This window comes from Bradyrhizobium sp. 930_D9_N1_4, assembly GCF_052076015.1.
Classification (GTDB): Bacteria; Pseudomonadota; Alphaproteobacteria; order Rhizobiales; family Xanthobacteraceae; genus Bradyrhizobium.
This window is the reverse complement of the sequence record NZ_CP197236.1, coordinates 6,238,266-6,264,631: the sequence shown is the minus strand read 5'-3', so window position 1 is coordinate 6,264,631 and position 26,366 is coordinate 6,238,266. Positions and strand designations below refer to the sequence as shown.

Here is a 26,366-nt window from a genome sequence, read left to right as displayed (position 1 = left end):
CAGCAGCGCACCACGCCGCGAAGGTGCGGCGCGTTGCGCAGCATCCGGGGAACGCAGCAGCCGGTCGGGCGTCATGAACGCCCTGCCACGATCCCGCGACAAAGCCCCGAGATACTAACGCATCCTGGACATCGCGATCATGGCAACACAACTCTCCCAACCCCTGAAATGGATTGTTCTCGCCGCCATCACCGGCGTCTCCGTTTTCGGCATCCTGACCATCGGCCCTACGCACGAGGTCGCAGCGCAGGACCGCTCGCCAATCGTCGACGTCCGCACCAGCGATCCCGAGATGAATACCGCGATCGCCCGCGCCCGCAGCACGCTGCCGACCTTCTGGGCCTCCTATCAATCACCCAAGCCGACCGAGGAAGGCCATTCTCTGAAGGTGCGTTTTCATACCGCCAAGGGCGGCGAGCACATCTGGATCGCCGAGGTGAAGAAGCTGCCGAGCGGGGCCTATTCAGGTTTCTTCGCCAACCAGCCGCGCGACCTGCCGGGTAAGCGGGCGGGCGACAAGGTCGAATTCGCGGAAGCCGACATCTCCGACTGGATGTTCATGCGCAACGGCAAGATCGTCGGCGGCGAAACCATCAAGCCGACCCTGAAGTCGCTGCCGAAGGCGGATGCGGATGCGCTGAGGGCCCGGATGGAGCAGCCGTAGGGCAGGCTCTCTCTTCCCCTCTCCCCGCTTGCGGGAAGAGGGTAGGGTGAGGGGGAGTCTCCCCGGGGGCGGTGCCAGAAGGACTCGTGGAGAGTCCCCCTCACCCGAAATCCGCGCTTTCAGCGCAGATTTCGACCTCTCCCCGCAAGCGGGGAGAGGTGAGAACGCCTTTCCCGGGGTGCACGTCAACGTTTGTGCTGTACGTCAACGTTGCCGCCTCGCGCCCCGGCTGGTAAACGCCCGCATGGCCGAAAAACCCAAAAAACCCCAGAAACTGAAGGCGCGCCTGCCGCGCGGGCTCGAGGATCGCGATCCCGCCGCGATCCGGGCGACGCGCGAGATGGTCGAAAAAATCCGCGCCGTCTACGAGCTCTACGGGTTCGAGCCCGTGGAAACGCCGGCGATGGAATACACCGACGCGCTCGGCAAGTTCCTGCCTGATCAGGACCGTCCGAACGAGGGCGTGTTCTCGTTCCAGGACGATGACGAGCAGTGGATCAGTCTGCGCTACGATCTGACCGCGCCGCTCGCCCGATATGTCGGCGAGCGCTACGGCACCGATGGTCTGGTCTTGCCCTATCGCAGCTACCGCGTCGGCTATGTCTTCCGCAACGAGAAGCCCGGCCCCGGCCGCTTCCGCCAGTTCATGCAATTCGACGCCGACACAGTCGGTTCGGCGACCCCGGCGGCGGATGCCGAGATCTGCATGATGGCAGCCGACACGATGGAAGCGCTCGGCATCGCGCGCGGCTCCTACGTCGTGAAGGTCAACAATCGAAAAGTGCTCGATGGCGTTCTGGAAGCCATCGGCCTCGGCGGCGACGAGAACGCAGGCCGCAGGCTGACTGTGCTGCGCGCGATCGACAAGCTCGACAAATTTTCCGCCGATGAAGTGCGCAAGCTGCTCGGTCCCGGACGTTGGGACGGCGGCGAGGAAGGCAAGGGCGACTTCACCAAAGGCGCGAATTTGAGTGCGGCGGAAGCTGACGTTGTTCTCGCCATCACCAAGCCGCGCGACGATTGGAAAGACGCGATCGCTGCCGCGGAAACCTACCTCGCCAAGAGCGAAGTCGGTCAGGCCGGCGTGAGTGAGCTGGAAGAAATCGCAAAACTCGTCACTGCGTCGGGCTACGGTGCGGACCGCATCAAGATCGACCCTTCCGTCGTGCGCGGCCTCGAATATTACACCGGCCCGGTCTACGAGGTCGAACTGCTGCTCGAGACCAAGGACGAGAAGGGCCGTCTCGTGCGGTTCGGCTCGGTCGGCGGCGGCGGTCGTTACGACGGTCTTGTCTCGCGCTTCCGCGGCGAGCCGGTGCCGGCAACCGGTTTCTCGATCGGCGTGTCGCGCCTGCAGGCCGCGCTGACGCTGCTCGGCAAGCTCGACACGCGGCCGGAGTTCGGCCCCGTCGTCGTCACCGTGTTCGACCGCGACCGCGTCGCCGACTACCAGAAGATGGTCGCATCCTTGCGCGCCGCCGGCATCCGCGCCGAGCTCTATCTCGGCAATCCCAAGAACATGGGCAACCAGCTCAAATATGCCGACCGCCGCAACTCACCTTGCGTGATCATCCAGGGCTCGGACGAAAAGGCGCGCGGCGAGCTGCAAATCAAGGATCTGATCGAGGGCGCCAAAGCGGCGGCCGCAATCGCCTCCAACCAGGAATGGCGTGAGACGCGTCCGGCGCAGTTCTCGTGCAGCGAAGCCGATCTCGTCGCGAAAGTGCGCGAGGTCCTGGCCCGCCATGACGTAAAGTGGGGATAGCCATTCCGGCAGGTCGTCATGCCCGGGCTTGTCCCGGGCATCCACGTCTTGTTTGATGGCGACCGTCAATGGCCGGTGTTCGGCCGCAAGGGAGAGAACGATGCCTGAGATTACCGTCAGCATGGCCGAGGGCCGCACCGACGAGCAGAAGGCCGGCATGATGCGCGACATCACCCAGGCGCTGGTGAAGAATCTCGGCGTCGACGCCGATGCCGTCGTCATCCAGATCAACGAAGCCCCGCTCCGCCACAAGATGAAGGGCGGCAAGACGTTTGTTGAGCGCGCGGCGGCTGCGAAGAAATAGCGACTGCCATAGCGGCTGTTACCAGTGTCGTCCCCGCGAAAGCGGGGACCCATAACCACAGGGAGTGGTATTTGACGAGCTGGTAACTCCGAGTCTTCGCCAAATTCGATCCTGTGGTTATGGGTCCCGGATCTGCGCTTCGCTTGTCCGGGACGACATCGAGCAAGGCCCATGGACGCACGCGACTTCATCACAATAGGCATGAGCGCCGAGCGCACGCTGGTGGTGCCGGCCGAGCGCACGGTCGGGCATTTCGTGCCCGGCATGCCCATGGTCTATGCGACGCCGATGATGATCCTGGAAATGGAGATGACGTCGGGCGATGCGATCCGCGCAGCCCTTCAGCCGGGTTGGGTCACGGTCGGTACCGAAGTCGATATCCGCCATCTCGCCGCAGCGCTCGTCGGTGCGATGGTGCGGACCACCGCAAAAGTGGTCGCCGTCGAACGTCGCGTCATCCGCTTCGAGGTCGAGGCGTTCGAGGGCACGCGAAAACTCGGCGAGGGCCGCCACGCGCGCGGGCTGGTGAATGTCGAGATGTTCAACAAGAGGCTAGCCGCGGGCTCGACACTGTAGGGTGGATTAGCCCCGCGACCGCGCGAAGCGCAGTTCGCGCGGCGTAATCCACCACCTCTGTCTGAGCGGAAATGGAAGAGGTGGGTTACGGCTTCGCCTAACCCACCCTACGGCACCTGTTTATTTCGCCAATTCCTTCGACCGCTGCGTCGCGGCCGCAATCGCGCGGATCATCAGATCGCGCAGACCGGGCTCGCCCATCAGCACGCCGAGCGCTGCGGCGGTGGTGCCGCCGGGCGAGGTGACGTTCTGGCGCAGCGTGGCAGAGGGAAGATCCGACCGGTGCAGCAGCTCGCCGGAGCCTGCAACGGTCTCGCGCGCAAGTTTGGTCGCGAGCGCCTCGGGCAAGCCTGCCTCGACACCGGCGCGCGCGAGCTCTTCGGCGAGCAGGAACACATAGGCCGGTCCCGAGCCGGACACGGCGGTCACCGCGTCGATCAGGCCTTCATCCTCGACCCACTCGACCGAACCGGTGGCGCGCAGCAGTGCATCGGCCAAGGCGCGTTGCGTGTCGCTGACGTTCTTCCCAGCAACCGCCACCGTGATGCCGCGGCCGATCGCGGCCGGCGTGTTCGGCATCGCGCGCATCACGGCGCCGCCGCAGACGTCTTCGAGCGCGGCAATCGTGGTTCCCGCCATGATCGAGACCACCGAGGTTTTTTCCGAGACGAACGATTTCAGCTTCGCGCCGGCCTCGCGGAACATCTGCGGCTTCACCGCGACGACCATGGTCTCGACGAAACCTGCCGCCGCAGCGTCGGGATTGAGCGCGACGCCTTTCGTGGCAAGTGCCGTGATCTCGGGCGAGATGAATGGATCGACCACCGCGACGCGGCGCGGATCGAGCCCGCCCGCCAGCCATCCGGTCAGCATCGCGCCGCCCATCTTGCCGGCGCCGGCAAGGAGGATGGTGCCGGTGATGTTTTTGAGAATGCTGTTGTCTGCCATCGCTGCCGCCACATACTCGGTGTCGTCCCCGCGAAAGCGGGGACCCATAACCACAAGTGGTCTTAATGGATGGAGGTGTTGGCAACAAGCCGTGTGCCACAAGAGGCATCACGCGGTATGGGTCCCGGATCTGCGCTTCGCTTGTCCGGGACGACGGAGAGAGAGGCGAGACTTACGCCTCTCCGACCGTGTCGAACATCGCCGCGTTCATCGCTTCGGTCGTGCTCTTGCCCGCCCACACCACGAACTGGAACGCCGGGAAGTAGCGCTCGCAGGCATGGATCGCGCCGGCGAGCATGGCTTCACATTGCGCGGTCGAGGCGGTGAGTCCGCCCGGCAGCACCAGCGCCTGGCGGTGCATGATCATGCCGGTGGTAGTCCACAGGTCGAAATGGCCGACCCACAATTGCTCGTTGACCGCGGCGACGAGCCGCTGGACCTCAGGTCGACGTGCAACCGGAATCTTCATGTCGAATGCGCAAGCCAGATGCAGCGCCTCGATCTCACCCATCCAGGTGAAGGAGATCTGGTAGTCGGTCCACTGTCCCTTGGAGACAATGGTGAGCTCGTCTTCGCCGGAGCGTTCGAACGGCCAGTTGTTGCTGGCAGCGATATCCTCGACCACCGCGAGCGGATGGCTTTTGGAATCGATAGTGCTTTCGAGCAGGGACATGCCGTCTCGACCTCTTGCCTTTTTGTTGTCGTTGATACGCACGCGGTTGGGTCCGGCGCGCGTTCCCTGAACGTCGGCGATCCCCGGAGTCGCTCTCGCGATCTCGTCGGATCAACGCGGCCTGTCGCGGATCAACTGATGTGATTTGCGGAATCTGCGCAACTGGCTGCCGAGTCCGTCCACAAGCCATGACTCGTTCGTCCACAGCTCATCTCGGCCACAATTGTTAACGAATGAGAACAAACAGGAATCGGATTCCCGCAAACGCGCCAATCGCTAATTCCGCCCAGCGAGGCTGCACCCGCCATAGCGGCATGGGACCATGCGGTTTTTCATGCGAAACGCGCTTGCTGCGGCCCCGAACCGGCGTCATATTTCCTCTCAGGCCGTTCATTCCGGACGGCCGATGTTCTCAGGGCGGGGTGAAAGTCCCCACCGGCGGTAAGGGCCGAAAGGCCTAAGCCCGCGAGCGCCTTCCCGAAGGGGTTTCCTGAAAAGGATTTTCTCCCAAAGGAAGGGTCAGCAGATTCGGTGCAACTCCGAAGCCGACGGTTAAAGTCCGGATGAAAGAGAACGGTCGGTGGCGGACGCATCGCAGGATGCGGCTGTTTGTCGTTCCGTGTGCCCTGATTCTGGTCCTTTGAGGAAAGCCATGAATCAGATGTTGCAAGACCCCCAAACCGAAACGTCCCAAGCACAGCCGCCGGTTCCAGTGGATCCGCCGGCGACCGAGCATCCGCGCTTCGCAAAGCCGCAGCGGGTGGCCTTCATCCAGGCCTGCTGGCACCGCGACGTGGTCGAGGAAGCCCGCATCGCCTTCGTGAAGGAAGCCGAGGCGCGCCATCTCACCCATGTCGACGTGTTCGAGGTGCCGGGCTCGTTCGAGATCCCGCTGCATGCGCAGATCCTTGCCAAGACGCGGCGCTACACCGCCATCGTCGCGGCCGGCCTCGTCGTCGACGGCGGCATCTATCGCCACGAGTTCGTTGCCGACACCGTCATCAAGGCGCTGATGGACGTGCAGCTCCGCACAGAGGTGCCGGTGTTCTCCGCCGTGCTGACGCCGCAGCAATTCCACGAGACAGAAGTGCACTACGATTTCTTCCGCAGGCACTTTACGATCAAGGGCGTCGAGGTCGCGGCAGCCTGTGCGGAGACCTTGCACGGCCTGGAGCGCCTGCGCGGCCAGGTCGCAGCGGGCATTGTGTAGCCGTCCGCTCACACGCCGCTGATTGTCAATCCCGCCGTCGTCCCTATAAGGTCGGCGGCGGGAGGAGGCCGTGCCGTGGAGACGGGGCGGCCGACAAGATCATGTTCGAAGGACACGATCCCTATCTCGTCGCGCTCTCGGTGGCGATCGCGAGTCTGGGTGGCTATACCGGCTTTGCGCTTGCGGCTCGCATCCGCAACACGCCCGGCGTCAGCAATCGCCTGCTGCTCGCGGGTGCTGCCGCGTTTCTGGCCGTCGGCATCTGGACCATGCATTTCGTCGGCATGCTGGCCGCGCCGCTGCCGCCCGACACCGCCTATCTGGTGCTGCCCACCATCATCTCGTTCCTGATCTGCGCGCTGGTGGTCGGTATCTCTCTCTTCTTTGTTTCGATCGGCGAGCCGACCTTGAAGCGGGTGGCATCGTCAGCCGTTTTGCTCGGCGTCGGCATTGCCAGCATGCATTATGTCGGGATTCACGGTCTCGCCAGTCACTTCGGCATCGTGCACGACCGGACCATGGTGGCGCTGTCGGTCGTGGTCGCGATCGTCACAGCCTATGGCGGGCTGCGCGCCTTCCTCGCGCAGCCGGAGGGCGTCCGGCTGATCGTCAGCTCGATCGTCTTTGGCATCGCCGTCTCCGGCATGCACTACACGGCGATGCTCGGGATGCATTTCGAGCCGCTGACCGGTGCGGCCCATCATCATGCCGGCGGCGGCCTTGCCGCGTCGCAGCAAATCCTGTCGATCATCGTGGCCGTGCTGTGCTTCGTCATCGCGGCCGGCTTCCTGCTGTCGCTGGTTCCCGATCAGAGGCGGCAGGCGTCGAGCTCTGTTGCCGCCGAACCGGTTGCTTCGCGGGTCGCGGCGGCCGCCATCGACCTGATTGCTGCGCCGGCCGCGGCTCCGCGCGCGGCGGCTCCACTCGGCGGTCTCGGCCAGCCGCCCCGCGCGCCGGTCCCCCGATTGCCGGTCGAGAGCGCGGACGGCACGCATTTCATCGAGACGGCCAATGTCCGCAGCGTCCGGGCGGACGCGCATTACACCCGCGTCCATGACGGCACCCGTGAGCGGATGTGCCCGTGGTCGATCTCGGAAGCCGAGGCGCAGCTCGATCCCTCGCTGTTTCTCCGGGTGCACCGCAGCCATATCGTTGCCATCCCCCACGTTGCTCTCGTCCGGAAAGAAGGCGACGGCGCCGTGCTCGAGCTCGACGGCCCGTCGCCGCACCGGGTGCCGGTGAGCCGGGCCAAGATCGCCGAGGTCAAGGCGCGGCTGGGGCTGGCGAACCGGCGGCAGGCGTAGACGAGGGCCATAGGCGGGTGCGCTCCCTCTCCCGCTTGCGGGAGAGGGTCGGGGAGAGGGTGTCTCCGCAGAGAGATTCCCCAAGAGGAGGGAGCCCCCACCCGGCGCTTCGCGCCGACCTCCCCCGCAAGCGGGAGAGGTTGCAGCGGAGCGAGCCGCCATACGTCCCCACCCCTGACGCAATTCGTGCGGTCCCACCCGCAATTCGTGCAAAAAGCCTGTCTTTGTGCCCCAGAGATTGCGGGCCGCCCCTCTCGGAGTGAGCTTTCCCCCAACGTCCGCGCCGTCACCGGCCAAGGACGAATGTGGGAGGACACGATGATCCCGGGATCATTCAGCTATCACCGGCCGGCGAGCGTCGCCGATGCCGTCAAACTCTTGGTCGACCTCGGCGAGGATGCACGGCCACTGGCCGGCGGGCACAGCCTGGTGCCGATGATGAAGCTTCGGCTCGCCACCCCCGCCCATCTGATCGATTTGCACGGCATTGCCGCTCTCAAGGGCATAAGTCGCGACGGCAACAATCTCGTCATCGGCGCGATGACCACCCAGCACGATCTGCTGGCCTCCGACGAGGTCGCCAAGGCGATGCCGATCCTGCACGAGGCGGCACTTCTCATCGCCGACCCGCAGGTGCGTTACCGCGGGACGATCGGCGGCAATGTCGCCAATGGCGATCCCGGCAACGACATGCCGGCGCTGATGATGACGCTGGGCGCGACCTATCGGCTCGAAGGCGCCGGCGGCGCCCGCGATGTGGCAGCGGTAGACTTCTATCAGGGCGCCTATTTCACGTCGCTCGAGCCCGGCGAGATCCTCACCTCCGTCTCGGTGCCCGTGCCGGCAGCCGGCCACGGCCATGCCTACGAAAAGCTCAAGCGAAAGGTCGGCGATTACGCGACCGCAGCCGCGGCCGTCATCCTCACAATGGCGAGCGGCAAGGTCGCGACCTGCACCATTGGCCTCACCAATCTCCACGAGACGCCGCTGATCGCCACCGATGCAGCGAAGGCAGTGATTGGCACGAGCCTCGATGCGGCGACCTTGAAGAAAGCCGCCGCGGCGGCCTCTTCGATCATGGCGCCGGCCGCGGACGCACGCGGACCGGTCGAATACAGAAAACATGTCGGCGGCATCATGGTGATGCGCGCGCTGCAACGCGCAGCCAGCCGAGCGAAATAAGGGGAGGGGACCGATGGCCAAAACACACGTCACCATGAAAGTGAACGGCGCCGAGGTCGAAGGCCTCGTCGAGCCGCGCACGCTGCTGGTGCATTTCATCCGCGAGAATCTGCAGATGACCGGCACCCATATCGGCTGCGAGACCACCCATTGCGGCGCCTGCACGATCGATATCGACGGCATGTCGGTGAAATCCTGCACCATGTTTGCGGTACAGGCCGAAGGTACTGACATCATCACGGTCGAGGGCATGGCCAATGCCGACGGCACGTTGTCGGCGCTGCAGGAAGGTTTCCGCATGATGCATGGCCTGCAATGCGGTTTCTGCACGCCGGGCATGATCGTCCGCGCGCATCGGCTGCTGAAGGAAAATCCCTCGCCGAGCGAGCCGGAAATCCGGATGGGCATCTCCGGCAATATCTGCCGCTGCACCGGCTATCAGAACATCGTCAAAGCCATTCAATATGCCGCCGCCAAGATCAACGGCGTGGAATTCCAGGAGGCCGCAGAATGAATGACCTCACTCCCACGCGGGAACAACGCACGGCCGCACTCGAAGGCATGGGCTGCAAGCGCAAGCGGGTCGAAGACATCCGCTTCACCCAGGGCAGAGGCAATTACGTCGACGACCTTAAGCTGCCAGGCATGCTGCATGGCGACTTCGTCCGCTCGCCGCATCCCCATGCGCGCGTCAAGAAAATCGACGACAGCGCGGCGCTGAAGGTCCCCGGCGTGCTCGCGGTCATCACCGCCGAGACGCTGAAGACCGTCAATCTCGCCTGGATGCCGACGCTCGCCGGCGACGTGCAGATGGTGCTCGCCGACGGCAAGGTGCTGTTCCAGAACCAGGAGGTCGCCTTTGTCGTCGCCACCGACCGCTATGCCGCCGATGACGGCATCAATGCGGTCATCGTCGAGTACGAGCCGTTGCCGCCGCTCGTCGATCCCTTCAAGGCGATGGACAAGGACGCACCGGTGTTGCGCGAGGACCTCGTCGGCAAGATGTCCGGCGCGCATGGCCCGCGCAAGCACGACAACCACATTTTCGAGTGGACCGTCGGCGACAAGGAGCTGACCGACGCGGCCTTCAACAAGGCCGAAGTCAAGATCAAGGAGATGCTCTCCTATCACCGTACCCATCCGTCGCCGCTGGAGACCTGCCAGTGCGTCTGCTCCTTCGACAAGATCAAGGGCGAGCTGACGATCTACGGCACCTTCCAGGCCCCGCACGTGATCCGCACCGTGGTGGCGCTGATTGCAAAGCTGCCGGAGCACAAGATCCACGTGATCGCGCCCGATATCGGCGGTGGCTTCGGCAACAAGGTCGGGGCCTATCCCGGCTATATCTGTGCGGCGGTGGCCTCCATCGTCACCGGCAAGCCGGTGAAATGGGTTGAGGACCGCATCGAGAACCTGACCGCGACCTCGTTCGCGCGCGACTATCACATGACCACCGAGATCGCGGCCACGAAAGACGGCAAGGTCACGGGGCTCCGCGTCCACGTGCTCGCCGATCACGGCGCGTTCGACGCCTGCGCCGACCCGTCGAAATGGCCGGCCGGCTTCTTCAACATCGTCACCGGATCCTACCACTTCCCAACCGCGCATCTGGCTGTCGACGGCGTCTACACCAACAAGGCGCCGGGCGGTGTCGCCTATCGCTGCTCGTTCCGCGTCACGGAGGCGGCCTATTGCATCGAGCGCGCCATGGATATCCTGGCGCAGAAGCTCAACATGGACCCGGCCGAGCTGCGGTTGAAGAACTTCATCAAGCCGGAGCAGTTTCCGTATCACTCTGCGCTGGGCTGGGAATACGATTCCGGCGACTACCACACCGCCATGCGCAAGATGATGGAGACCACCGGCTACGCCGCGCTCCGCAAGGAGCAGACGGAGAAGCGCGCGGCGTTCGCGCGCGGCGAGACCCGCGACATCATGGGGCTCGGCATCTCCTTCTTCACCGAGATCGTCGGTGCCGGTCCGTCGAAGAATTGCGACATCCTCGGCATCGCGATGTTCGACTCCTGCGAGATCCGCATGCACCCGACCGGTGCCGGCATCGCGCGCGTGGGCAGCAAGAGCCAGGGGCAGGGCCACGAGACCACCTGGGCGCAGATCATCGCGACCGAGATCGGCATTCCCGCCGACAACATCATGGTGGAAGAAGGCAACACCGACACCGCGCCCTACGGGCTCGGCACCTACGGCTCGCGCTCCACACCCGTGGCGGGCGCCGCCATCGCCATGGCTGCGCGAAAAATCAAGGCCAAGGCGCAGATGATCGCGGCCTACAAGCTCGAGGTCCACGAGGACGACCTCGAATTCGACATCGACGGTTTCCGCGTCAGGGGCCTGCCGGAGAAGTTCATGTCGATGAAGGACATCTGCTGGGCGGCCTACAACTCCGTGCCGCCCGGTATGGAGCCGGGGTTGGAGGCGGTGAGCTATTACGATCCGCCCAACATGACCTATCCGTTCGGCGCCTATCTCTGCGTGATGGACATCGACGTGGATACCGGCGTGTACAAGGTCCGGCGCTTCTACGCACTCGACGATTGCGGCACCCGCATCAACCCGATGATCATCGAGGGCCAGGTGCATGGCGGCCTCACCGAAGCCTTCGCGATCGCGATGGGGCAGGAGATCCGCTACGACGAGGTCGGTAACGTCGTCACCGGCTCGTTCATGGACTTCTTTATGCCGACTGCGGTCGAGACGCCGCATTGGGAGACCGACTTCACCGTCACCCCGTCGCCGCATCATCCGATCGGCGCCAAGGGAGTCGGCGAAAGCCCGAATGTCGGCGGCGTGCCGGCCTTCTCCAACGCCGTCAACGACGCGTTCTCGTTCCTGGGGGCCACGCACATCCAGATGCCGCATGACTTCTGGCGCAATTGGAAGGCGGCGAAGGACCTGGGGGCGGTGGCGTAGAGTTGTCGTCATTGCGAGGAGCGAAGCGACGAAGCAATCCAGACTGCTTCCGCGGAGGGATTCTGAATTGCTTCGCTTCGCTCGCAATGACGGAGAAAGACGAACATGAAAAACCGTGACGAGATCGCGCAGGCCTTGGCCGCATCGGGCTACATCGCCGATGCGGACCTCGCGACCGCGATCTCGCTGATGCAATTGCTGCGGCGTCCGCTGCTGCTCGAAGGCGAGGCTGGTGTCGGCAAGACCGAGGTCGCCAAGGCACTTGCGAAGGTGCACGCGACCGAGCTGATCCGTCTGCAATGCTATGAGGGTCTCGACCAGTCCTCCGCGCTCTACGAATGGAACTATCAGCGGCAGTTGCTGGCGATCCAGGCGCATCGCGGCACCGACAGCATCGAGGACCAGGTGTTCTCGGAAAAGTACCTGCTGGAGCGTCCGCTGCTCGCCGCGATCCGCCGGCCGCAGGCGCCGGTGCTGCTGATCGACGAGATCGACCGCGCGGATGACGAGTTCGAGGCCTTCCTGCTGGAGCTGCTGTCCGACTTCCAGGTCTCGATCCCCGAGCTCGGCACCATTCCCGCCGTCACCATCCCGCATGTGGTGCTGACCTCGAACGGCACCCGCGAGCTCTCTGACGCGCTGCGCCGGCGCTGCCTCTATCACTATGTCGACTATCCCGATGTCGATCGCGAGACCCGCATCATCCTTGCGCGCGTCGCGGAGGCGAGCCCGTCGCTCTCGCTCCAGATCGCGCGCATGGTCGAGGGCGTGCGCAAGGAGGAGCTGCGCAAGGTTCCTGGTGTCGCGGAAACGCTGGACTGGGCGGCTGCTCTGGTCGGCCTCGACATCCATGATCTCCACGACGCACCCGAGACCGTGCACGAGACGTTGATCTGCCTGCTCAAGACCCATGAGGACCGCGCCCGCGTCACGCCCGAGGTGACGCAGCGCCTGCTGGGGAAGGTCGCATGAGCTGCTGCGGTTCCAGCCCCGGGTATGACGACCTCAACGAGGTCTCTCGCCTCGTCTCCGCGAAGCTTGCCGCCTTCCTGCGCACACTGCGCGATGCCGGCTTTCGCGTCGGGCTGGCCGAAGGGCAGGATGCGGCGACGCTGATGTCATCGGGCTATGCGGCACGACCCAGCTTGCTGCGGACGGCATTCAGACACCTGTTCTCGGCACGCAAATCCGACTGGGACAAGTTCGATGGACTGTTCGATGCATTCTGGCTCGGCAAGCGCGTGCGCTCGCGCTCCCGCACCATCGGTTCGGCGCCGGGCGCCAGCAATCCGTCGCTGAAAAGCTTGCAGGATACGAAAGCAGAGCACGGGGGCAACCAGCCCGTCACCGACCAGCTTCCGTCGTCTGATGATACGCCGGAAGGCCGTTCAGGCGAGGGCCGTATGGAAGGCGCCTCGCGCGCCGACAATTTTGCCGAGGTCGATTTCAGAAAGCTCAGTGATCCCGATCAAATCGCGCAGGCGCATGAGGCCGCAGCAGCCCTCGCGAAGGCGATGCGGACGCGCCTGACGCGGCGCGATCTGGCGCGTCGCCGCGGCTATCGGCTCGATCTCCGGCGCACCATCCATCGCAACATCAGCCATGGTGGCGTGCCGATCAGTCTGGTGAAGCGACAACGCAAGGACAAGCCGCTGCGGCTGGTCGTGCTGCTCGATGCCTCGGGGTCGATGAGCATGTACACATCGGTGTTCCTGCGCTTCATCCACGGCGTGCTCGACCAGTTTCGTGAGGCCGAGGCGTTTCTGTTCCACACCCGTCTCGCCTACGTCTCCGATGCGATGAAGGAGAAGGACGCCGGCCGCGCGCTCGACCGGCTCTTGATCATGGCGCAGGGCGCGGGCGGCGGCACCAAGATCGGCGAGTCCTTGCAGACCTTCAATCGCTGGCACGCCGCGCGCGTGATCCATTCGCGCAGCTGCGTGATGATCGTCTCCGACGGTTACGAGACCGGCGACGCTGCCTTGCTCGGACGAGAAATGGCGGCGCTGCACCGGCGCTGCCGCCGCATCGTCTGGCTCAATCCGATGATGGCCTGGGAGGGCTATACGCCGGAGGCGCGAGGCATAAGAGCGGCGCTGCCGCATGTCGATCTCTATGCGCCCGCGAATTCGCTGCAAAGCCTGCGCGCGCTCGAACCCTATCTGGCGAAGCTCTGAGGGATGTTGCGATGACCGCCCATGTCGAAGTGCTTGATCTCGTCGCGCGGATGAAGGCCGCCGAGCGCGCCTTCGTGCTTGCGACGGTGGTGCGCACCGTCTCGGTGACCGCGGCAAAGGCCGGGGCCAAGGCGATCATCGCGGCCGACGGCACCATCGTCGCCGGCTGGATCGGCGGCGGCTGCGCCAAAGGCGCGGTGCTCAAAGCGGCGCGCGAGGCGCTCGCCGACGGCGAGCCGCGCATGGTCTCGGTGCAGCCGGAGAATTTGCTGGCCGAGCTCGGCGTCAGCGCCGGCGAGAGCCGCGGCGGCATCCGCTTCGCCAGCAACATGTGCCCGAGCAAGGGCACCATGGACATCTTTGTCGAGCCGGTGCTGCCGCATCCCTCGCTGGTCATTCTCGGTGCAAGCCCGGTGGCGCTGTCGCTGGCGGCGCAGGCGCGCGTGCTCGGCTATCACGTCACGCTGGCCGCGCCCGCCGCCGATCTCACGGCGCAGCCTGACGCCGATACGCTCATCGACGGTTACCAGCTCGGCGAGCTCAACGACGCCAAGCGCTTCGTCGTGGTGTCGACGCAAGGCAAGGGCGACGAGGCCGCCCTGCGCGCGGCCGTCGCGACCAGGGCCGACTATCACGCCTTCGTCGGCAGCCGCCGCAAGATGGCCTCGCTGCGCGCCAAGCTCATTGCGGAAGGCACCAGCACCGCCGCGATAGACGATTTCAAGGCGCCGGCCGGGCTCGACCTCGGGGCCATCACGCCGGAGGAGATCGCGATGTCGATCCTCGCCGAGATCACCAGGGAACGGCGACGCGGTCAGCGCGCTGCCAGTCAATCAGCAAGCCAAGAGTGAGTAACCGATCATGCAGATGAACGACAGCCAGCGTATCCCGGCCTCCCGCGAACAGGTGTGGGCGGCGCTGAACGATCCCGCTGTGCTGAAGCAGTGCATTCCCGGCTGCCAGTCGCTCGACGTGACCGCGCCGAACGAGATGACCGCAACGGTGGTTTTCAAGGTCGGGCCCGTGAAAGCGACCTTCAGCGGCAAGGTGACGCTGTCCGATTTCGATCCGCCCAACAGCTACCGCATCTCGGGCGAGGGCTCCGGCGGTGTCGCCGGCTTTGCAAAAGGCGGGGCGGTCGTGCGGCTGGAATCCGAGAGCGCTGAGGTCACGGTGCTGCATTACGAGGTCGACGCGCAGATCGGTGGCAAGTTGGCCCAGCTCGGGGCGCGGCTGATCAACTCGACCGCGACGAAACTCGCGGGTGAGTTCTTCAAGTCGTTTGCCGAAGTGGTCAGCGCGAGGGCCGAAGCGAGCTAACAGACCGCAGGGTGGCGAGCCCACCCTGCGCTTTCACCGCAAATTCACCCCCGCAGGATCGCCAGCGCCAGCGCCTGGGCGCGCGGCACGATGCTGTCGATCTCGAGATATTCCTCGGGCGTGTGTGCGAGCCCGCCGACCGGACCAAGGCCGCAGATCGTCGGTGTGCCCACGGCGGCGGTGAAGCCGGAATCGGCGCAGCCGCCGGAGAACTCACCCTGGAGGGTGGTAAGTCCGACCTGCCTTGCCGCGGCCTGATAACCTTCGAACAGCGCCTTCGAATCCGCGCTCTGCACCACCGGCACGAACTCGCCCTTGACCGTCAGCGTCGCACTGGTGCCGGGCACGTAAGATGTCGCGATGATTGTTTCGATCGCGGCCATGATCCGCGCGCGATCGGCGGGATCGACATAGCGCAGGTCGATCTGGCCTTCGGCGTAGGGCGCCGTGGTGTTGACGGACTGTCCACCCGAGACGAGGCCGACGTTCAGGGTGATGCCCTTGTCGAGATCGGTCAGCGCATGGATCTGGACGATCTTTTGCGCGAGCTCGCCGATGGCGCTGACGCCCGCGGCGAAATTGGCGCCGGAATGCGCGGCTTTGCCCGTGATCGCCATGTGCATGAAGATGCCGCCCTTGCGCCCCGTCACGACGTTGCCGGTCGGGCGGCCCGGCTCGGAGTTGAACACGGCGCGCGCGGCACGTCCTTCGCGCTCGATCACCGGGCGGCAGGAGGGCGAACCGATTTCCTCGTCCGAAGTAATCAGCAGCTTGATCGGATGCGGTGAGCCGCCGAATTTATGGAAGGCGGTCGCCACGAACACGTTCATGACGAGGCCGGATTTCATGTCGGAGACGCCGGGCCCATAGGCGCGACCGTCCTTGATCGTGAACGGGCGGCGCCCGGCCTCGCCCTTGCCGAACACGGTGTCGCGATGCCCCATCAACAGCACCGGCTTCTCGTTGCTGCCGGGCTTTGCCACGTCGGCATGGATGGCGTCGCCGAACGTGGTGTTGGCCTCGCGCCGGAACGGAATGCCGTGCTCGGCAAAATGCCGCTCGAACCGCGCCCCGACCGCATCGACGCCTTCCTTGTCATAAGACCCGGAATCGATGTTCACGACGTCGCGCAGCAGATCGATCATCGCCTGCCGCTGCGACGCCAGCCAGTCCGTGATTTGAGCTTGAGACATGTGTATCCTCGCGTGGTTCTCACGCGGGTTATAGGGCGTTGTGCGCATCCGACCTAGTCGCTGAATGCGGTGCGGCCATGTGATAGGTCCGCTGCCCGGATAAGCGACGCGATTTCTGGGATCGGTTGCACCAAGAGTACCCCGCATGTCGCTACGCTTATGCGGGTTACTGCACCTCGCTTATGAGCGCACAATCCTCTCCAACGCGTCCTGGCTTTCGCCGGGATGCCACCGAGGGCGTGCGCAGCAGCTTAGCGCTTCGGCTCCGCCATCGCTTCCACACCGCGAAGCTGCGTCGCGACTGTCAACGCACCGATCTTTCGGCCCATGTCCTTGCCGACTTCGGTCGAGAATCGGTAGTGAAAGCCGGCCCAGATGCGAGCGTTGGAGACTTCGTCGCTATAGTCCTGAAGCCGCGACCATTTACGTGTGACGCCTGGTGCGGTGGGGCTGGTCAGCGAGAACTCGCCAAAATCTCCTACGACCGTCTGGAGCACGTTCGAAACCGCCGCCGAGACGATGCAGTGAGCGCAAGGATATTCCGGATGCATCGGCGTTTCCCCCAACGGCAGCCAGGACGGATCGCGAGGCGTCGCCACATTCGAGGTCAGATCGGCATTGCGTATGGCGGTGATCGGTCGCCAAAAATTGTAATGGTACTTCGCGTCAAACACGGCGACGATGGCGTCGTTGCCTGCAATTGACGTCAATGCGAACAGCCGGGCACAGTCGACGAGATCCATGCCCTTGGCCATTGCCGCCTGCCTCACGATCGGATTGTAGGTGCGGGCACCGACAAAGAACCAGAATCGACCGATCGTCGTTTGCTCAGGCGTCCGGGTCGGGCTGCCTCGGCCACCGAGGTCGCGGATTTCATTGACATCCCGGGTCCACACCTCAGAACCAAGCGCCGGCGGCGGCCCGGGGCGAAACTGCGATCCGGAGGCCATGACCCAAGGCGTTGTCGCGCCCGTGGTCGAGAAAAGCGGGACGGTGGTCGGAACGTAGGCGCCCGGTGTCGTCAGGGGCCGGTAAGTTTCCGAATTGGCGCTGCCATCGTTCGCACGAAGCTCGATGATCTGCATCGCGGCCTCCTTCCCGAGGCCGATGCCTGCGATCTTGGACTCGCCGTCGGCGATCGGCACCAGGGAGTTCGTCAGCGTCGCATCCAGATCCGGCTTGAGATCTGGATAGATCGACAGCAATACGTCGTGAGCAGCAGCTGCCGCCGCAGCTTCCCGCGACGTCGAACGGTCCGCGGGCAAGGAGATTTTATAAGGCGCGTACCGGCGGTCGATCGCGTTGATCGCCTCGAACATTGCGACGTGCATCATGGACAAGACGCGGCTGTGGGGCGCTGGGAGAATTTGCTTTTCGGCAGCGATCGCATCGGCCTTTGCATTCCAATCCATGATCACGTCGGCGCGTGCAAGCGGCGCCGAGGCTGCGATCAACGTTACAATCAGCGACAGGCGGGAGATGGTCCACGACGAGTTTTTCATGGCATGCCCTTTCGGTGTGAAGGACGTTTCGCAGGACCGATGCGGCTCGGCCCGACATCAAGTCGCGCTGCCCAAGGACTCTAGCCATCTTGTTGTGGTTTGATTGTGAACTGCTTCACGCGGCGGAAGAGTCGCTGCGAATGGGTAGGCCAGGCTTACCGTTCGCGCTCTCACGAAAGGAAAAATGCCCGGGACCAGCCCGGGCATTTGCATTCTCTCAATCAATGTGAGCCCTTATGCCCCCACCATCGGCATCCGCGGATATTCACCCGGCACGCCCGCCGGCGTGATCGGGATGCCGCCGTCGGAATATTCGTTGAGCTTGTTGCGCAACGTACGGATCGAGATGCCGAGGATGTTCGCGGCATGGGTCCGATTGCCGAGGCAGTGCTTCAGCGTCTCCAGGATCAGGTCGCGTTCGACGTCCGCGACAGTGCGGCCGACCAGCGCGCGCGTGACCTGCTCGGCGGCCATGGTGGCGTGCGCCACGGCCGGCGCGGTCTTGGCGAGGTCGAGGCGGTCGCCGTCCGGCGTGAGAATGGCATCGGGGCCGATCTCGTCGCCCTGTGCCATCAGCACCGAACGGTGCATGGTGTTTTCGAGCTCGCGGACGTTGCCCTGCCACCGGTTGGCAGAGAGCACGCGGCGCGCCTCGGCCGAGATCGGGCGCATCGGCACGCCGTTGGCCTCGGCATATTTCTTCACGAAGTGCTGGGCGAGCTCGAGGATGTCGAGGGGACGCTCGCGCAGCGGCGGGATCTTCAAATTGACGACGTTGAGGCGGAACAGCAGATCCTCGCGGAACGTGCCTTCGCGCACGGCTTCGACGAGATTGCGGTTCGAGGTTGCGATGATGCGGATGTCCACCGGCACCGGCTTGGTGCCGCCGACGCGGTCGATCACGCGCTCCTGGATGGCGCGCAGGAGTTTCGATTGCAGGCGGACGTCCATCTCTGAGATTTCGTCCAGCAGCAGCGTGCCGCCGGTCGCTTCCTCGAACTTACCGATGCGGCGGGCGATCGCGCCGGTGAAGGCGCCCTTCTCGTGGCCGAACAGTTCGGATTCCAGCAGATGCTCGGGGATCGCGGCGCAGTTGATCGAGATGAACGGGCGCTTGGCGCGGGCCGAGCGGGTGTGGACGTAGCGGGCCAGCACTTCCTTGCCGGTTCCGGATTCGCCAGTGACCATCACCGAGGCGTCGGAGCCGGCGATCTGTTGCGCGAGCTTGATCACCTTCGCCATCGCCTCGTCGCGATAGACCAGCTCGCGGGAATCGTTGGCGACCGCGGCGAGCACGGCGGCGATCAGTTCCGGGTCCGGCGGCAGCGGGATGTATTCCTTGGCGCCGGCGTGGATCGCGGCGACCGCGGCGCGGGCGTCGTTGGTGATGCCGCAGGCGACGATCGGGGCGTGGATGTGCTCGGCCTCGAGCCGCATCACGAGGTCGCGGATGTCGAGGGCGACGTCGACCAGCAGGAGGTCGGCGCCCTTGCCGCCGCGCAGCACGCGCATCGCCTGCTCGTGATCCTCGGCATGGGTCACGGTCGCGCCGTTGTCCATCGCGATCTTGGTGGCGGTGGTGAGCTGGCCCTTCAATGTGCCAACGATGAGAAGCCGCATGTCAGTCTCCTGTCCGTCTGGTCGCGCTGCCGCGCGTCATTCCCTGTGTCGCTTTACGCGCGTTCGGTCTTGATGATTTCGGTCATGGTCACGCCGAGCTTGTCCTCGACGAGGACGACTTCGCCGCGGGCGACCAGCTTGTTGTTGACGTAGATGTCGATGGCCTCGCCGACGCGGCGGTCGAGCTCGAGCACGGTGCCGGGCCCGAGCTTCAACAGCTCGCTGACGTCCATCTTGGAGCGGCCGAGCACCGCCGAAACCTGCACCGGCACGTCGAACACGGCCTCCAGGTCGGCGGCGGCACGCGCCGCATATTCGTCCTCGTTGTAGCCGACGTCGGTGCCGGCAGGCGGCAGCGGGCCGTTGAGATCGGGCAGCGGGACCTGTCCGTCGGTGTCGCTCATGGCTTAGCTCCCCCTGCGGGACGCGATATAGCGTCCCACCATTTCGTCGATCTTGGCCGCGATGGCGCCGCGCTCCAGCACGACGCCGCCATCGGCCCATTCGATCCGGCAGTCGCCGGTGGCGATGTCACGCTCGGCCAGGATCACCAGCCGGCCCTCGAAGCCGCTCTGCTTGGCGAGCCGCTCGATCTTCTCGCGCGCGCTGTCGTAGAGTGCGTCGTTGATGCGGACGACGAGATGCGGCGTGGCAACCAGATGCGAGAAGCAGTCCTTGACCAGCGCCATGATCTCGCCGAGCGGCTCGGCGGCGACCAGATCGGCGCACAGCTTGCGCGCCACCGCGATCGCGACCTCGACCGCCTCGGTCTCCATCTTGCTTTCGATATTGCCGATGCCGGCAGCGACGCCCCGGATGCCGATGTTGATCTCTTCCATCGCGAGTGCCACGCGGCGGTCGCTCTCGGCCTTGGCCTCGCGCTGGCCGGCGGCAAAGCCGTCCTGGTAGGCGCGCGCCTCGGCTTCCGCGACCTTCTGGGCGATCTCGGCCGCAGTCGCGGCCTTCTCGCGCGTCGAGCGCTCGGGCGCCGCGAAGTCGGTATCGAACAGGAATTTGGCCGGAGCGCCCATCAATACACCAGCTCGTCGTCGGCGCGGTTCTTGGTCAGCATGATCTCGCCCTTGGCGGCGAGGTCCTTGGCGAGGTTGACCAGCAGCGCCTGGGCCTCGTCGACGTCGCGCAGGCGCACCGGGCCCATCGCCGCCATGTCGTCCTGGAGCATTTTTGCCGCGCGCGAGGACATGTTGCCGAAGAAGAAGTTGCGAACGTCCTCGTTGGCGCTCTTGAGCGCGACGCCGAGCTTGTCCTTGTCGACGTTGCGCATCAGGGTCTGGGCCGATCCGGAATCCAGCTTCACCAGATCGTCGAAGGTGAACATCAGCGCCTTGATGCGCTCGGCGGATTCGCGGTTTTCCTCTTCCAGCGAGGTGATGAAGCGGGTTTCGGTCTGGCGGTCGAAATTGTTGAAGATTTCCGCCATCACCTCGTGGGCGTCGCGGCGGCGGGTCTGCGAGAGGTTGGACATGAATTCGGTGCGCAGCGTCTTCTCCACGCTCTCGATCACCTCCTTCTGGACCGCTTCCATCTTCAGCATGCGGTTGACGACGTCGAGCGCGAGCTCCTCGGGGAAGATGCCGAGCACGCGCGCGGCGTGTTCCGGCTTCAGCTTCGACAGCACGACCGCGATGGTCTGCGGATATTCGTTCTTGAGATAGTTGGCGAGCACCTCTTCCTGCACGTTGGAGAGCTTCTCCCACATGTTGCGGCCCGCGGGGCCGCGGATCTCGTCCATGATGCCGTTGACGCGCTCGGGCGCCAGATACTGCTGGAGCAGGCGCTCGGTGGCGTCGAAATTGCCCATCAGCGCGCCGGAGGCCGACATGCGCGAGACGAATTCGAGCAGCATGTCCTCCACCGTGTCGACCTCGACGGTGCCGAGTGTCGACATTTCCAGCGAGAGCTGGCGCACCTCGTCGTCGTCGAGCAGCGACCAGATCTTGCCGCCATATTGCTCGCCGAGCGCCAGCATCAGGATCGCGGCGCGCTTCGGCCCCGCCACCGCCTCGGTCTTGCCCGCGCGGTTGCCGGCGCGTTGGCCGAGCGTGGAGATGACGCTCGTGATGTCGTTCGAGTTCGCGTTTTGCACGTTGGCGGCCATGTCAGATCACTTCTTGATTCACTTGGCTTCGGTTACTTGGCTGGTTCGGTCAGCCACTGGCGGATGATGGCGACGGTTTCGTTGGGGTTGCGCTCGGCGAGTTCGCCGACGCGATGAACGGATTGTGCGTGGACCTGGCCCTGGACGGTGGCGACGTCGATCGCGCTCGCGGCGCCGCTCGGCAGAAGTGCCTGGCCCGCGGGTGCGGCTTCTTCCGAGGCCGCGGGACCGGAGAGCACGCCGGAGATGGCGGCGGCGACTTCGTCGGAGGCGAGGATGCGCTTGACCAGCGGGCGGATCACCAGGAACAGCACGACCAAACCGAGCAGCATCATCACGCCGAGCTCGACGAAGTACATGAGATCGTCTTTGGTGAACTGGAGCATGCCGAGGAACCCGCTCGGCTCTGCGATCGGAGCGTTGGACGGGGCGTCGGCGAAGCGCAGGTTCACCACCTCGACCTGGTCGCCGCGCTTTTGGTCGAAGCCGATGGCGGAGCGCACCAGCGCGGAGATGCGGTCGAGCTGCTCCTTGGTGCGGTCCGTGTAGGCGAGCTCGCCCTTGTCGTTCTTGGTGTAGATGCCGTCGACCAGCACCGCGACCGAGATGCGGTTGACGCGGCCGGCCTCGGTCACTTCGGTCTTGGTGGTGCGGGAAATCTCGTAATTGTTGGTCTCTTCGGTCTTCTTGCTCTGGTCCTTGGCCGTCGGACCGCTGTTCTGCTGGTTGCCGGGAAGCTCGTTGTTGACGGTGACCTGGCCGGTATTGTCGGCGGTCTGGCTCATCTCTTCGCGGGTCTGGCTCGAGCGCAGCACGCGGCCCTCGGGGTCGTACTTGTCCGAGGTCTGGGTGACCTTGTTGAAGTCGAAATCGGCGGAGAGCTGGACGCGGGCGCGGCCTGAGCCGACCACGGAGGAAACGATCTCCTCGACCTGCTTGCGGATCCGCTTCTCGAAGGCGATGCGGCGCTCGTCGCCGACCGCCTGCTCCGGATCGTTCGCGGCGCCATCGGCGAGCAGCTGGCCGGCCTCGTCCACGATCGAGACCCGCTGCGGCTTCAGCCCGTTGACGGCGGAGGCGACGAGATGGCGGATGGCGCGGATCTGCTGGGCCTCGAGCGCGCCGCGAACCCGGACCACGATCGAGGCCGACGGCTCCGGCGCCTCGCGCGAGAACAGCGGGCGCTCGGGCAGCACGAGGTGGACGCGGGCGGCCTGAATGCGGTCGATGGCGCGGATGGTGCGGGCGAGTTCGCCCTCCAGCGCGCGCAGATGATTGATGTTCTGGACGAAGGAGGTGGTGCCGAGCGCGTCCGACTTGTCGAACACCTCGTAGCCGACGCCGCCGCCCTTGGGCAGGCCGCCCTCGGCGAGCTTCATGCGCAGGCGGGTGACCTTGTCCTTGGGCACCATGATGATGCTGCCCTCGTTCCGGATCTCGAACTGGACGCCCTGGCGCTCCAAATCCTTGATAATGCCGGAGGAATCCTCGACCGAGAGGTCGGTGAACAGGGTCGTCATCTGCGGCGTGGTGACGCGCATGATGACAAACGCGAAAAAGCCGATGAGCGCGGCGGTGACCGCGATCATCGCCCCGAACCGGGCGGCGCCGATACTTTTCAGAAAGTCCGCAAGACCTTGCAAGCAACCGCCCCGACAGCTTCGGCTGCTTTCACTGGAAAGGCCGACTGGGCAATTATTGCCTAGGTGATGGTTTCGATATGGTTAACGAAGGTTAAGAGCTGGGACAAAAGTAGCGCCAAAACGAAACATGAAAAAAATCGGCCTCGCGTGGCGAGACCGATTTTCGTCAAAAGCCGCAGATTTCCGGATCGCCTACTGGCGATATTGCTGTATGCGGGTGGTGCGAAGACCCGCCAGACCATGCTGGTCGATGGAAAACTGCCAGGAAAGGAATTCGTCGACCGTCAGGGTATAACGGCTGCAGGCCTCCTCGAGGGAGAGAAGTCCGCCACGCACAGCGGCGACGACTTCGGCCTTGCGGCGGATAACCCAGCGTTTGGTACCGGGCGCGGGCAGATCTGCAATCGTCAGCGGACTGCCGTCCGGCCCGATGACGTATTTTACCCTCGGGCGATGGGGTTCTGTCATGGCGTACTCACAAACTCTCAACCACTGAACTCACGCCGTAACCCTACGCGTGCGGGCTTAAAAATCCGCTAAGCCTAAGGCTTCAATACAATTCTCGTTGAAAATGACGGGAACGACGCCGGCCCCGCGGGCTGGACACCATGATCCGAGCCGGCGAGGCGGGTCTTCGTAAATACTTTACTAACAAACGAGGCCCCGAGCGCGGTGTCGCGGAGGCCCCAACTGTCGTCCCGGGGCGCGCGCAGCGCGAGCCCGGGACCCATAACCCCAAGAAGGGGTGTTGCGAAGATTCGGAGTGACCAGCTGCGCGCTACGACTGCTTCCTGGGGTTATGGATCCCCGCGCCCGTGCGCAATTGCGCACTAGGCGGGGATGACGTCTGGTGCGTGGCGAGCGCAGCTGCTCTTAATTGCTGCTGGTGGCGATGATGCTCTTCACCTGGCTCAGCGTGTAGCTGGCGCCGTCGATGGTGAGCAGCGGCGGCGACTGGGTCAAATCGACCGACGAGACCACGCCCTGCACCTGCGCTGCGATGCCGACATTGTTGTTCGCCACGTCCTTGCCCGTCGCCGTGATCGTGTACTTGCCGTCGGGCCATTGCGTGCCGTCATTGCCCATGCCGTTCCAGGTGAAGGGAATGTCGGCGCCGGCGGCGGCGGTATATTTGCCGGTGAACACGGTCTGGCCGGTGGAATTGGCGACGGTGATGTCGACGGTGGAGTCGCTCGGCACGTTGAGATGCCAGGTCGCCGACGATTTCGTCATGCTCGCGGTCGAGCCGTCGACCAGCGCGGTCTTGCCGACGAAACCCAGCGCCTGGGTCGCCTGCGTGGTCTGCTGGAGGGTGACGAGCTGGGACAGCGAATCGTTGGTCTTGAGCTGCTGCTCGACGCCTGCGAACTGCACCAGCTGCTGGGTGAACTGGTTGGTGTCGAGCGGATCCAGCGGGTTCTGGTTCTGCAGCTGCGTCGTCAGCAGCGTCAGGAAGGTCTGGAAGTTGCCGGCAAGCGTTGCGCCCGTGCTCGAGCCCAGCGAGTTCGACGAGGACGATTTCGAGGTGTCGGTCGTGCCGGAGACGGGGATCGGGGCGGTGGCACCAGTCGTGGTGGTCATTTGCGCTTACTCCTCACACTCGGATATCGACGCCGCTGCTCGATCCGAGCATGCGGCCGTAGCCGCGCCCGACGGGCGCAGCGGCAACGGTTTCGTCTTCGCTGATGATCAGCCGGCGGGCATTGCCGCCATTGTCGTTGTTCTGGCCGGACTGCTGGCCCGAGGAATTCTGGTCGCGCAGGCTGAACGACAGGCTGTTGCCGCCGGTCTTGAAGCCGGCATCGTCGAGCGCGCGCTGCAATTGCGGCGCGTCCTGCTTCAGCATCGCCAGCGTCTCCGGCTTCTCCACCGTGAGATGCGAGGTGACCTGGCCGTTGCGGTCGACATTGACGCGGACGTCGATGCGGCCGAGGTCGATCGGATCGAGGCTGATGTCGAAACGCGTCTTGCCGGCGCGCACCGCGGCGGCGATCTCGATCGGCACGCCGCTGATCGGCACGGTGGTCGTGTTGGCCGCGGTCGCGGTCAGCGTCGCGGTCGATGCGGTGGCGGCCGAGTTCGTATTGGTCAACGGCGCCTGGATCGCGGCAGCCGCCTGCGCGCTGGTGTCGGTGGCGGGGGCCGGGCCTTGCGCATGGGCGTGCGTCGTCGAGGCCGCGGGCGTCGCATCGGTGCCGGCCTTCGCATCGGTCTTCGCGTCGGTGGCATCGGCTTGCGGCTTGGCGGCCTGCGCATGCGCGGCATTGGCGGTCGCAGCGTTCGCCGGGATCTGCGCGGCGTTGGCCTTGCCGGCGTCCTGGCCGATATTGGAGACGTCGCTCTCGCCTTGCGCGGCGACGGCGGCCTTGAACGAGGTTTTCGGCGTGCCCTGGTCCACGGCGGCAATCAGCCCGCCATTGGTCTTGGCATCGGTGGCGGTCGCATCGGCGTCGCCGGTCGCGGTATCGCCCAGCGTTGCCGTGGTGTCGGCATCGACGGTGGCGCCGGCCGTCTTGGCGCTCTTGTCGCCGGCCGTCGCGTTTCCGGTCTTGCCGCCCGCGATCTGCGCTGCGGTGGAGGCGCTGGCGGCAAGGCCGGCAGCCGCAATCGTCAGCGGCGAGGCGGCCGCATCGCCGGCCTGGGTCGCGGCCGCGTTCGGATCGACCGGCACCACAGGCGTGGCAACGACAATGTTGGGATCGGGCACGGCGGCCTGCGTCGGGTCGATTTGCGCGGTCGCATTGGCATCGACGGCGGCGAGGCCATCGGCGCCATCGGTCTTGTCGCCCTTGGTCTCGTCGGACTTGTCGGCCGATTTGGCATCGGACGCCTCGGACTTGTCCTTGGTCTTGTCCTTGGCCTTGGTGGACTTGGCCGGATCGTCCGTCGCGTCGCTCTTGCTATCGGTCCTGGCGGAATTGTCGCTGTCGTCGTTCGCCCTGCTCTGCGAGGTCTGGTCCGTGGACGAGGTGTCGCGCGGGCTCTTGTCCGAGGCGGACGAGGAGTCGGTCCGGCGCGGCGCGGTGTCCTGCGCGGCCGAATTGTTGCTGATCGCCTGGGTGTTGCTGTCGACCAGCGAGCCGAAGGGGTCGTTGGCGGACGTGTCCTTGGAGGCCTGCGACCGGGCAGGCTTTTGCTGCGCGCTCTGGACCTGCACGCTGGCTGCTACGTCTGACGTCCGACTGACCACGGAATACCCCTTGGAAACATCTTCGGCATAGGGGTAGCAAGGAGC

The 26,366-nt window shown here is 65.0% G+C and carries 25 protein-coding genes and 1 riboswitch; of the genes, 13 read left to right on the top strand and 12 right to left on the bottom strand.

Annotated elements, in window-relative coordinates; genetic code table 11:
- Positions 1 to 139 precede the first annotated feature (139 nt).
- The 4 genes from AB7532_RS29800 (at position 140) to AB7532_RS29785 (ending at position 3,309) form a co-directional block, all read left to right on the top strand.
- Positions 140 to 664, top strand: coding sequence for a YegJ family protein (locus AB7532_RS29800; RefSeq protein ID WP_441238247.1), 525 nt, complete (start codon positions 140 to 142; stop codon positions 662 to 664).
- A gap of 244 nt (positions 665 to 908) precedes the next feature.
- Positions 909 to 2,429, top strand: coding sequence for a histidine--tRNA ligase (gene hisS, locus AB7532_RS29795; protein WP_441238246.1), 1,521 nt, complete (start codon positions 909 to 911; stop codon positions 2,427 to 2,429).
- A 55-nt stretch (positions 2,430 to 2,484) separates the two neighbouring features.
- On the top strand, positions 2,485 to 2,733 hold the full coding sequence (locus AB7532_RS29790) for a tautomerase family protein (protein ID WP_071909549.1): 249 nt from the start codon (positions 2,485 to 2,487) through the stop codon (positions 2,731 to 2,733).
- 171 nt (positions 2,734 to 2,904) lie between these two features.
- Positions 2,905 to 3,309, top strand: a complete 405-nt coding sequence (locus AB7532_RS29785; RefSeq protein ID WP_441238245.1) for a thioesterase family protein — start codon at positions 2,905 to 2,907, stop codon at positions 3,307 to 3,309.
- 120 nt (positions 3,310 to 3,429) lie between these two features.
- Here the strand turns inward: AB7532_RS29785 and proC are convergent, their stop codons facing one another.
- The gene (gene proC, locus AB7532_RS29780; RefSeq protein WP_441238244.1) at positions 3,430 to 4,257 is read right to left on the bottom strand and encodes a pyrroline-5-carboxylate reductase; all 828 of its coding nucleotides are present in this window, start codon (positions 4,255 to 4,257) and stop codon (positions 3,430 to 3,432) included.
- A gap of 172 nt (positions 4,258 to 4,429) precedes the next feature.
- A complete protein-coding gene (locus AB7532_RS29775; protein ID WP_441238243.1) occupies positions 4,430 to 4,930 on the bottom strand; it encodes a YbjN domain-containing protein in 501 nt (166 codons plus the stop codon).
- Positions 4,931 to 5,334: 404 nt separating this feature from the next.
- Positions 5,335 to 5,509, top strand: a riboswitch (FMN riboswitch).
- Between the two features lie 73 nt (positions 5,510 to 5,582).
- Here AB7532_RS29775 and AB7532_RS29770 point away from each other — a divergent pair.
- From AB7532_RS29770 to AB7532_RS29730, 9 genes are all read left to right on the top strand, one after another.
- Positions 5,583 to 6,140, top strand: coding sequence for a 6,7-dimethyl-8-ribityllumazine synthase (locus AB7532_RS29770; RefSeq protein WP_441238242.1), 558 nt, complete (start codon positions 5,583 to 5,585; stop codon positions 6,138 to 6,140).
- A gap of 101 nt (positions 6,141 to 6,241) precedes the next feature.
- A complete protein-coding gene (locus AB7532_RS29765; protein WP_441238241.1) occupies positions 6,242 to 7,444 on the top strand; it encodes an MHYT domain-containing protein in 1,203 nt (400 codons plus the stop codon).
- A 318-nt stretch (positions 7,445 to 7,762) separates the two neighbouring features.
- On the top strand, positions 7,763 to 8,626 hold the full coding sequence (locus AB7532_RS29760; RefSeq protein ID WP_441238240.1) for an FAD binding domain-containing protein: 864 nt from the start codon (positions 7,763 to 7,765) through the stop codon (positions 8,624 to 8,626).
- A gap of 13 nt (positions 8,627 to 8,639) precedes the next feature.
- Positions 8,640 to 9,140, top strand: coding sequence for a (2Fe-2S)-binding protein (locus AB7532_RS29755; RefSeq protein WP_441238239.1), 501 nt, complete (start codon positions 8,640 to 8,642; stop codon positions 9,138 to 9,140).
- Positions 9,137 to 11,557: an aerobic carbon-monoxide dehydrogenase large subunit gene (locus tag AB7532_RS29750; RefSeq protein ID WP_441238238.1), complete on the top strand. Its 2,421-nt coding sequence runs from the start codon at positions 9,137 to 9,139 to the stop codon at positions 11,555 to 11,557. Before AB7532_RS29755 ends, AB7532_RS29750 begins: the two co-directional genes overlap by 4 nt.
- 105 nt (positions 11,558 to 11,662) lie before the next feature.
- Entirely contained in the window at positions 11,663 to 12,529 is an 867-nt protein-coding gene (locus tag AB7532_RS29745; RefSeq protein ID WP_441238237.1) for an AAA family ATPase, read from the top strand.
- Complete coding sequence (locus tag AB7532_RS29740; RefSeq protein ID WP_441238236.1) at positions 12,526 to 13,734, top strand: vWA domain-containing protein; 1,209 nt, start codon at positions 12,526 to 12,528, stop codon at positions 13,732 to 13,734. The genes AB7532_RS29745 and AB7532_RS29740 overlap by 4 nt, the downstream gene beginning before the upstream one ends.
- An 11-nt stretch (positions 13,735 to 13,745) precedes the next feature.
- Entirely contained in the window at positions 13,746 to 14,585 is an 840-nt protein-coding gene (locus AB7532_RS29735) for an XdhC family protein (RefSeq protein ID WP_441238235.1), read from the top strand.
- 10 nt (positions 14,586 to 14,595) lie between these two features.
- Positions 14,596 to 15,054 (top strand): SRPBCC family protein, encoded by a 459-nt coding sequence (locus AB7532_RS29730; RefSeq protein ID WP_441238234.1) that lies wholly within the window; start codon positions 14,596 to 14,598, stop codon positions 15,052 to 15,054.
- 44 nt (positions 15,055 to 15,098) lie between these two features.
- Here the strand turns inward: AB7532_RS29730 and AB7532_RS29725 are convergent, their stop codons facing one another.
- From AB7532_RS29725 to AB7532_RS29680, 10 genes are all read right to left on the bottom strand, one after another.
- Complete coding sequence (locus AB7532_RS29725; protein ID WP_441238233.1) at positions 15,099 to 16,247, bottom strand: M20 family metallopeptidase; 1,149 nt, start codon at positions 16,245 to 16,247, stop codon at positions 15,099 to 15,101.
- A 251-nt stretch (positions 16,248 to 16,498) separates the two neighbouring features.
- Positions 16,499 to 17,749, bottom strand: a complete 1,251-nt coding sequence (locus AB7532_RS29720; protein ID WP_441238232.1) for a vanadium-dependent haloperoxidase — start codon at positions 17,747 to 17,749, stop codon at positions 16,499 to 16,501.
- Positions 17,750 to 17,983: 234 nt separating this feature from the next.
- A complete protein-coding gene (gene flbD / locus AB7532_RS29715; protein WP_441238231.1) occupies positions 17,984 to 19,369 on the bottom strand; it encodes a sigma-54-dependent transcriptional regulator FlbD in 1,386 nt (461 codons plus the stop codon).
- A gap of 53 nt (positions 19,370 to 19,422) precedes the next feature.
- Positions 19,423 to 19,773: a flagellar motor switch protein FliN gene (gene fliN, locus AB7532_RS29710; RefSeq protein WP_441238230.1), complete on the bottom strand. Its 351-nt coding sequence runs from the start codon at positions 19,771 to 19,773 to the stop codon at positions 19,423 to 19,425.
- Positions 19,774 to 19,776: 3 nt separating this feature from the next.
- Positions 19,777 to 20,400, bottom strand: coding sequence for a FliH/SctL family protein (locus tag AB7532_RS29705; protein ID WP_441238229.1), 624 nt, complete (start codon positions 20,398 to 20,400; stop codon positions 19,777 to 19,779).
- On the bottom strand, positions 20,400 to 21,488 hold the full coding sequence (fliG, locus tag AB7532_RS29700) for a flagellar motor switch protein FliG (protein ID WP_441238228.1): 1,089 nt from the start codon (positions 21,486 to 21,488) through the stop codon (positions 20,400 to 20,402). The genes AB7532_RS29705 and fliG overlap by 1 nt, the downstream gene beginning before the upstream one ends.
- 32 nt (positions 21,489 to 21,520) lie before the next feature.
- The gene (gene fliF, locus AB7532_RS29695) at positions 21,521 to 23,131 is read right to left on the bottom strand and encodes a flagellar basal-body MS-ring/collar protein FliF (RefSeq protein ID WP_441238227.1); all 1,611 of its coding nucleotides are present in this window, start codon (positions 23,129 to 23,131) and stop codon (positions 21,521 to 21,523) included.
- Positions 23,132 to 23,323: 192 nt separating this feature from the next.
- The gene (sciP, locus tag AB7532_RS29690; RefSeq protein ID WP_002714638.1) at positions 23,324 to 23,599 is read right to left on the bottom strand and encodes a CtrA inhibitor SciP; all 276 of its coding nucleotides are present in this window, start codon (positions 23,597 to 23,599) and stop codon (positions 23,324 to 23,326) included.
- Between the two features lie 405 nt (positions 23,600 to 24,004).
- A complete protein-coding gene (locus AB7532_RS29685; protein WP_441238226.1) occupies positions 24,005 to 24,712 on the bottom strand; it encodes a flagellar hook assembly protein FlgD in 708 nt (235 codons plus the stop codon).
- A 13-nt stretch (positions 24,713 to 24,725) separates the two neighbouring features.
- On the bottom strand, positions 24,726 to 26,321 hold the full coding sequence (locus AB7532_RS29680) for a flagellar hook-length control protein FliK (RefSeq protein WP_441238225.1): 1,596 nt from the start codon (positions 26,319 to 26,321) through the stop codon (positions 24,726 to 24,728).
- Positions 26,322 to 26,366: the final 45 nt, after the last annotated feature.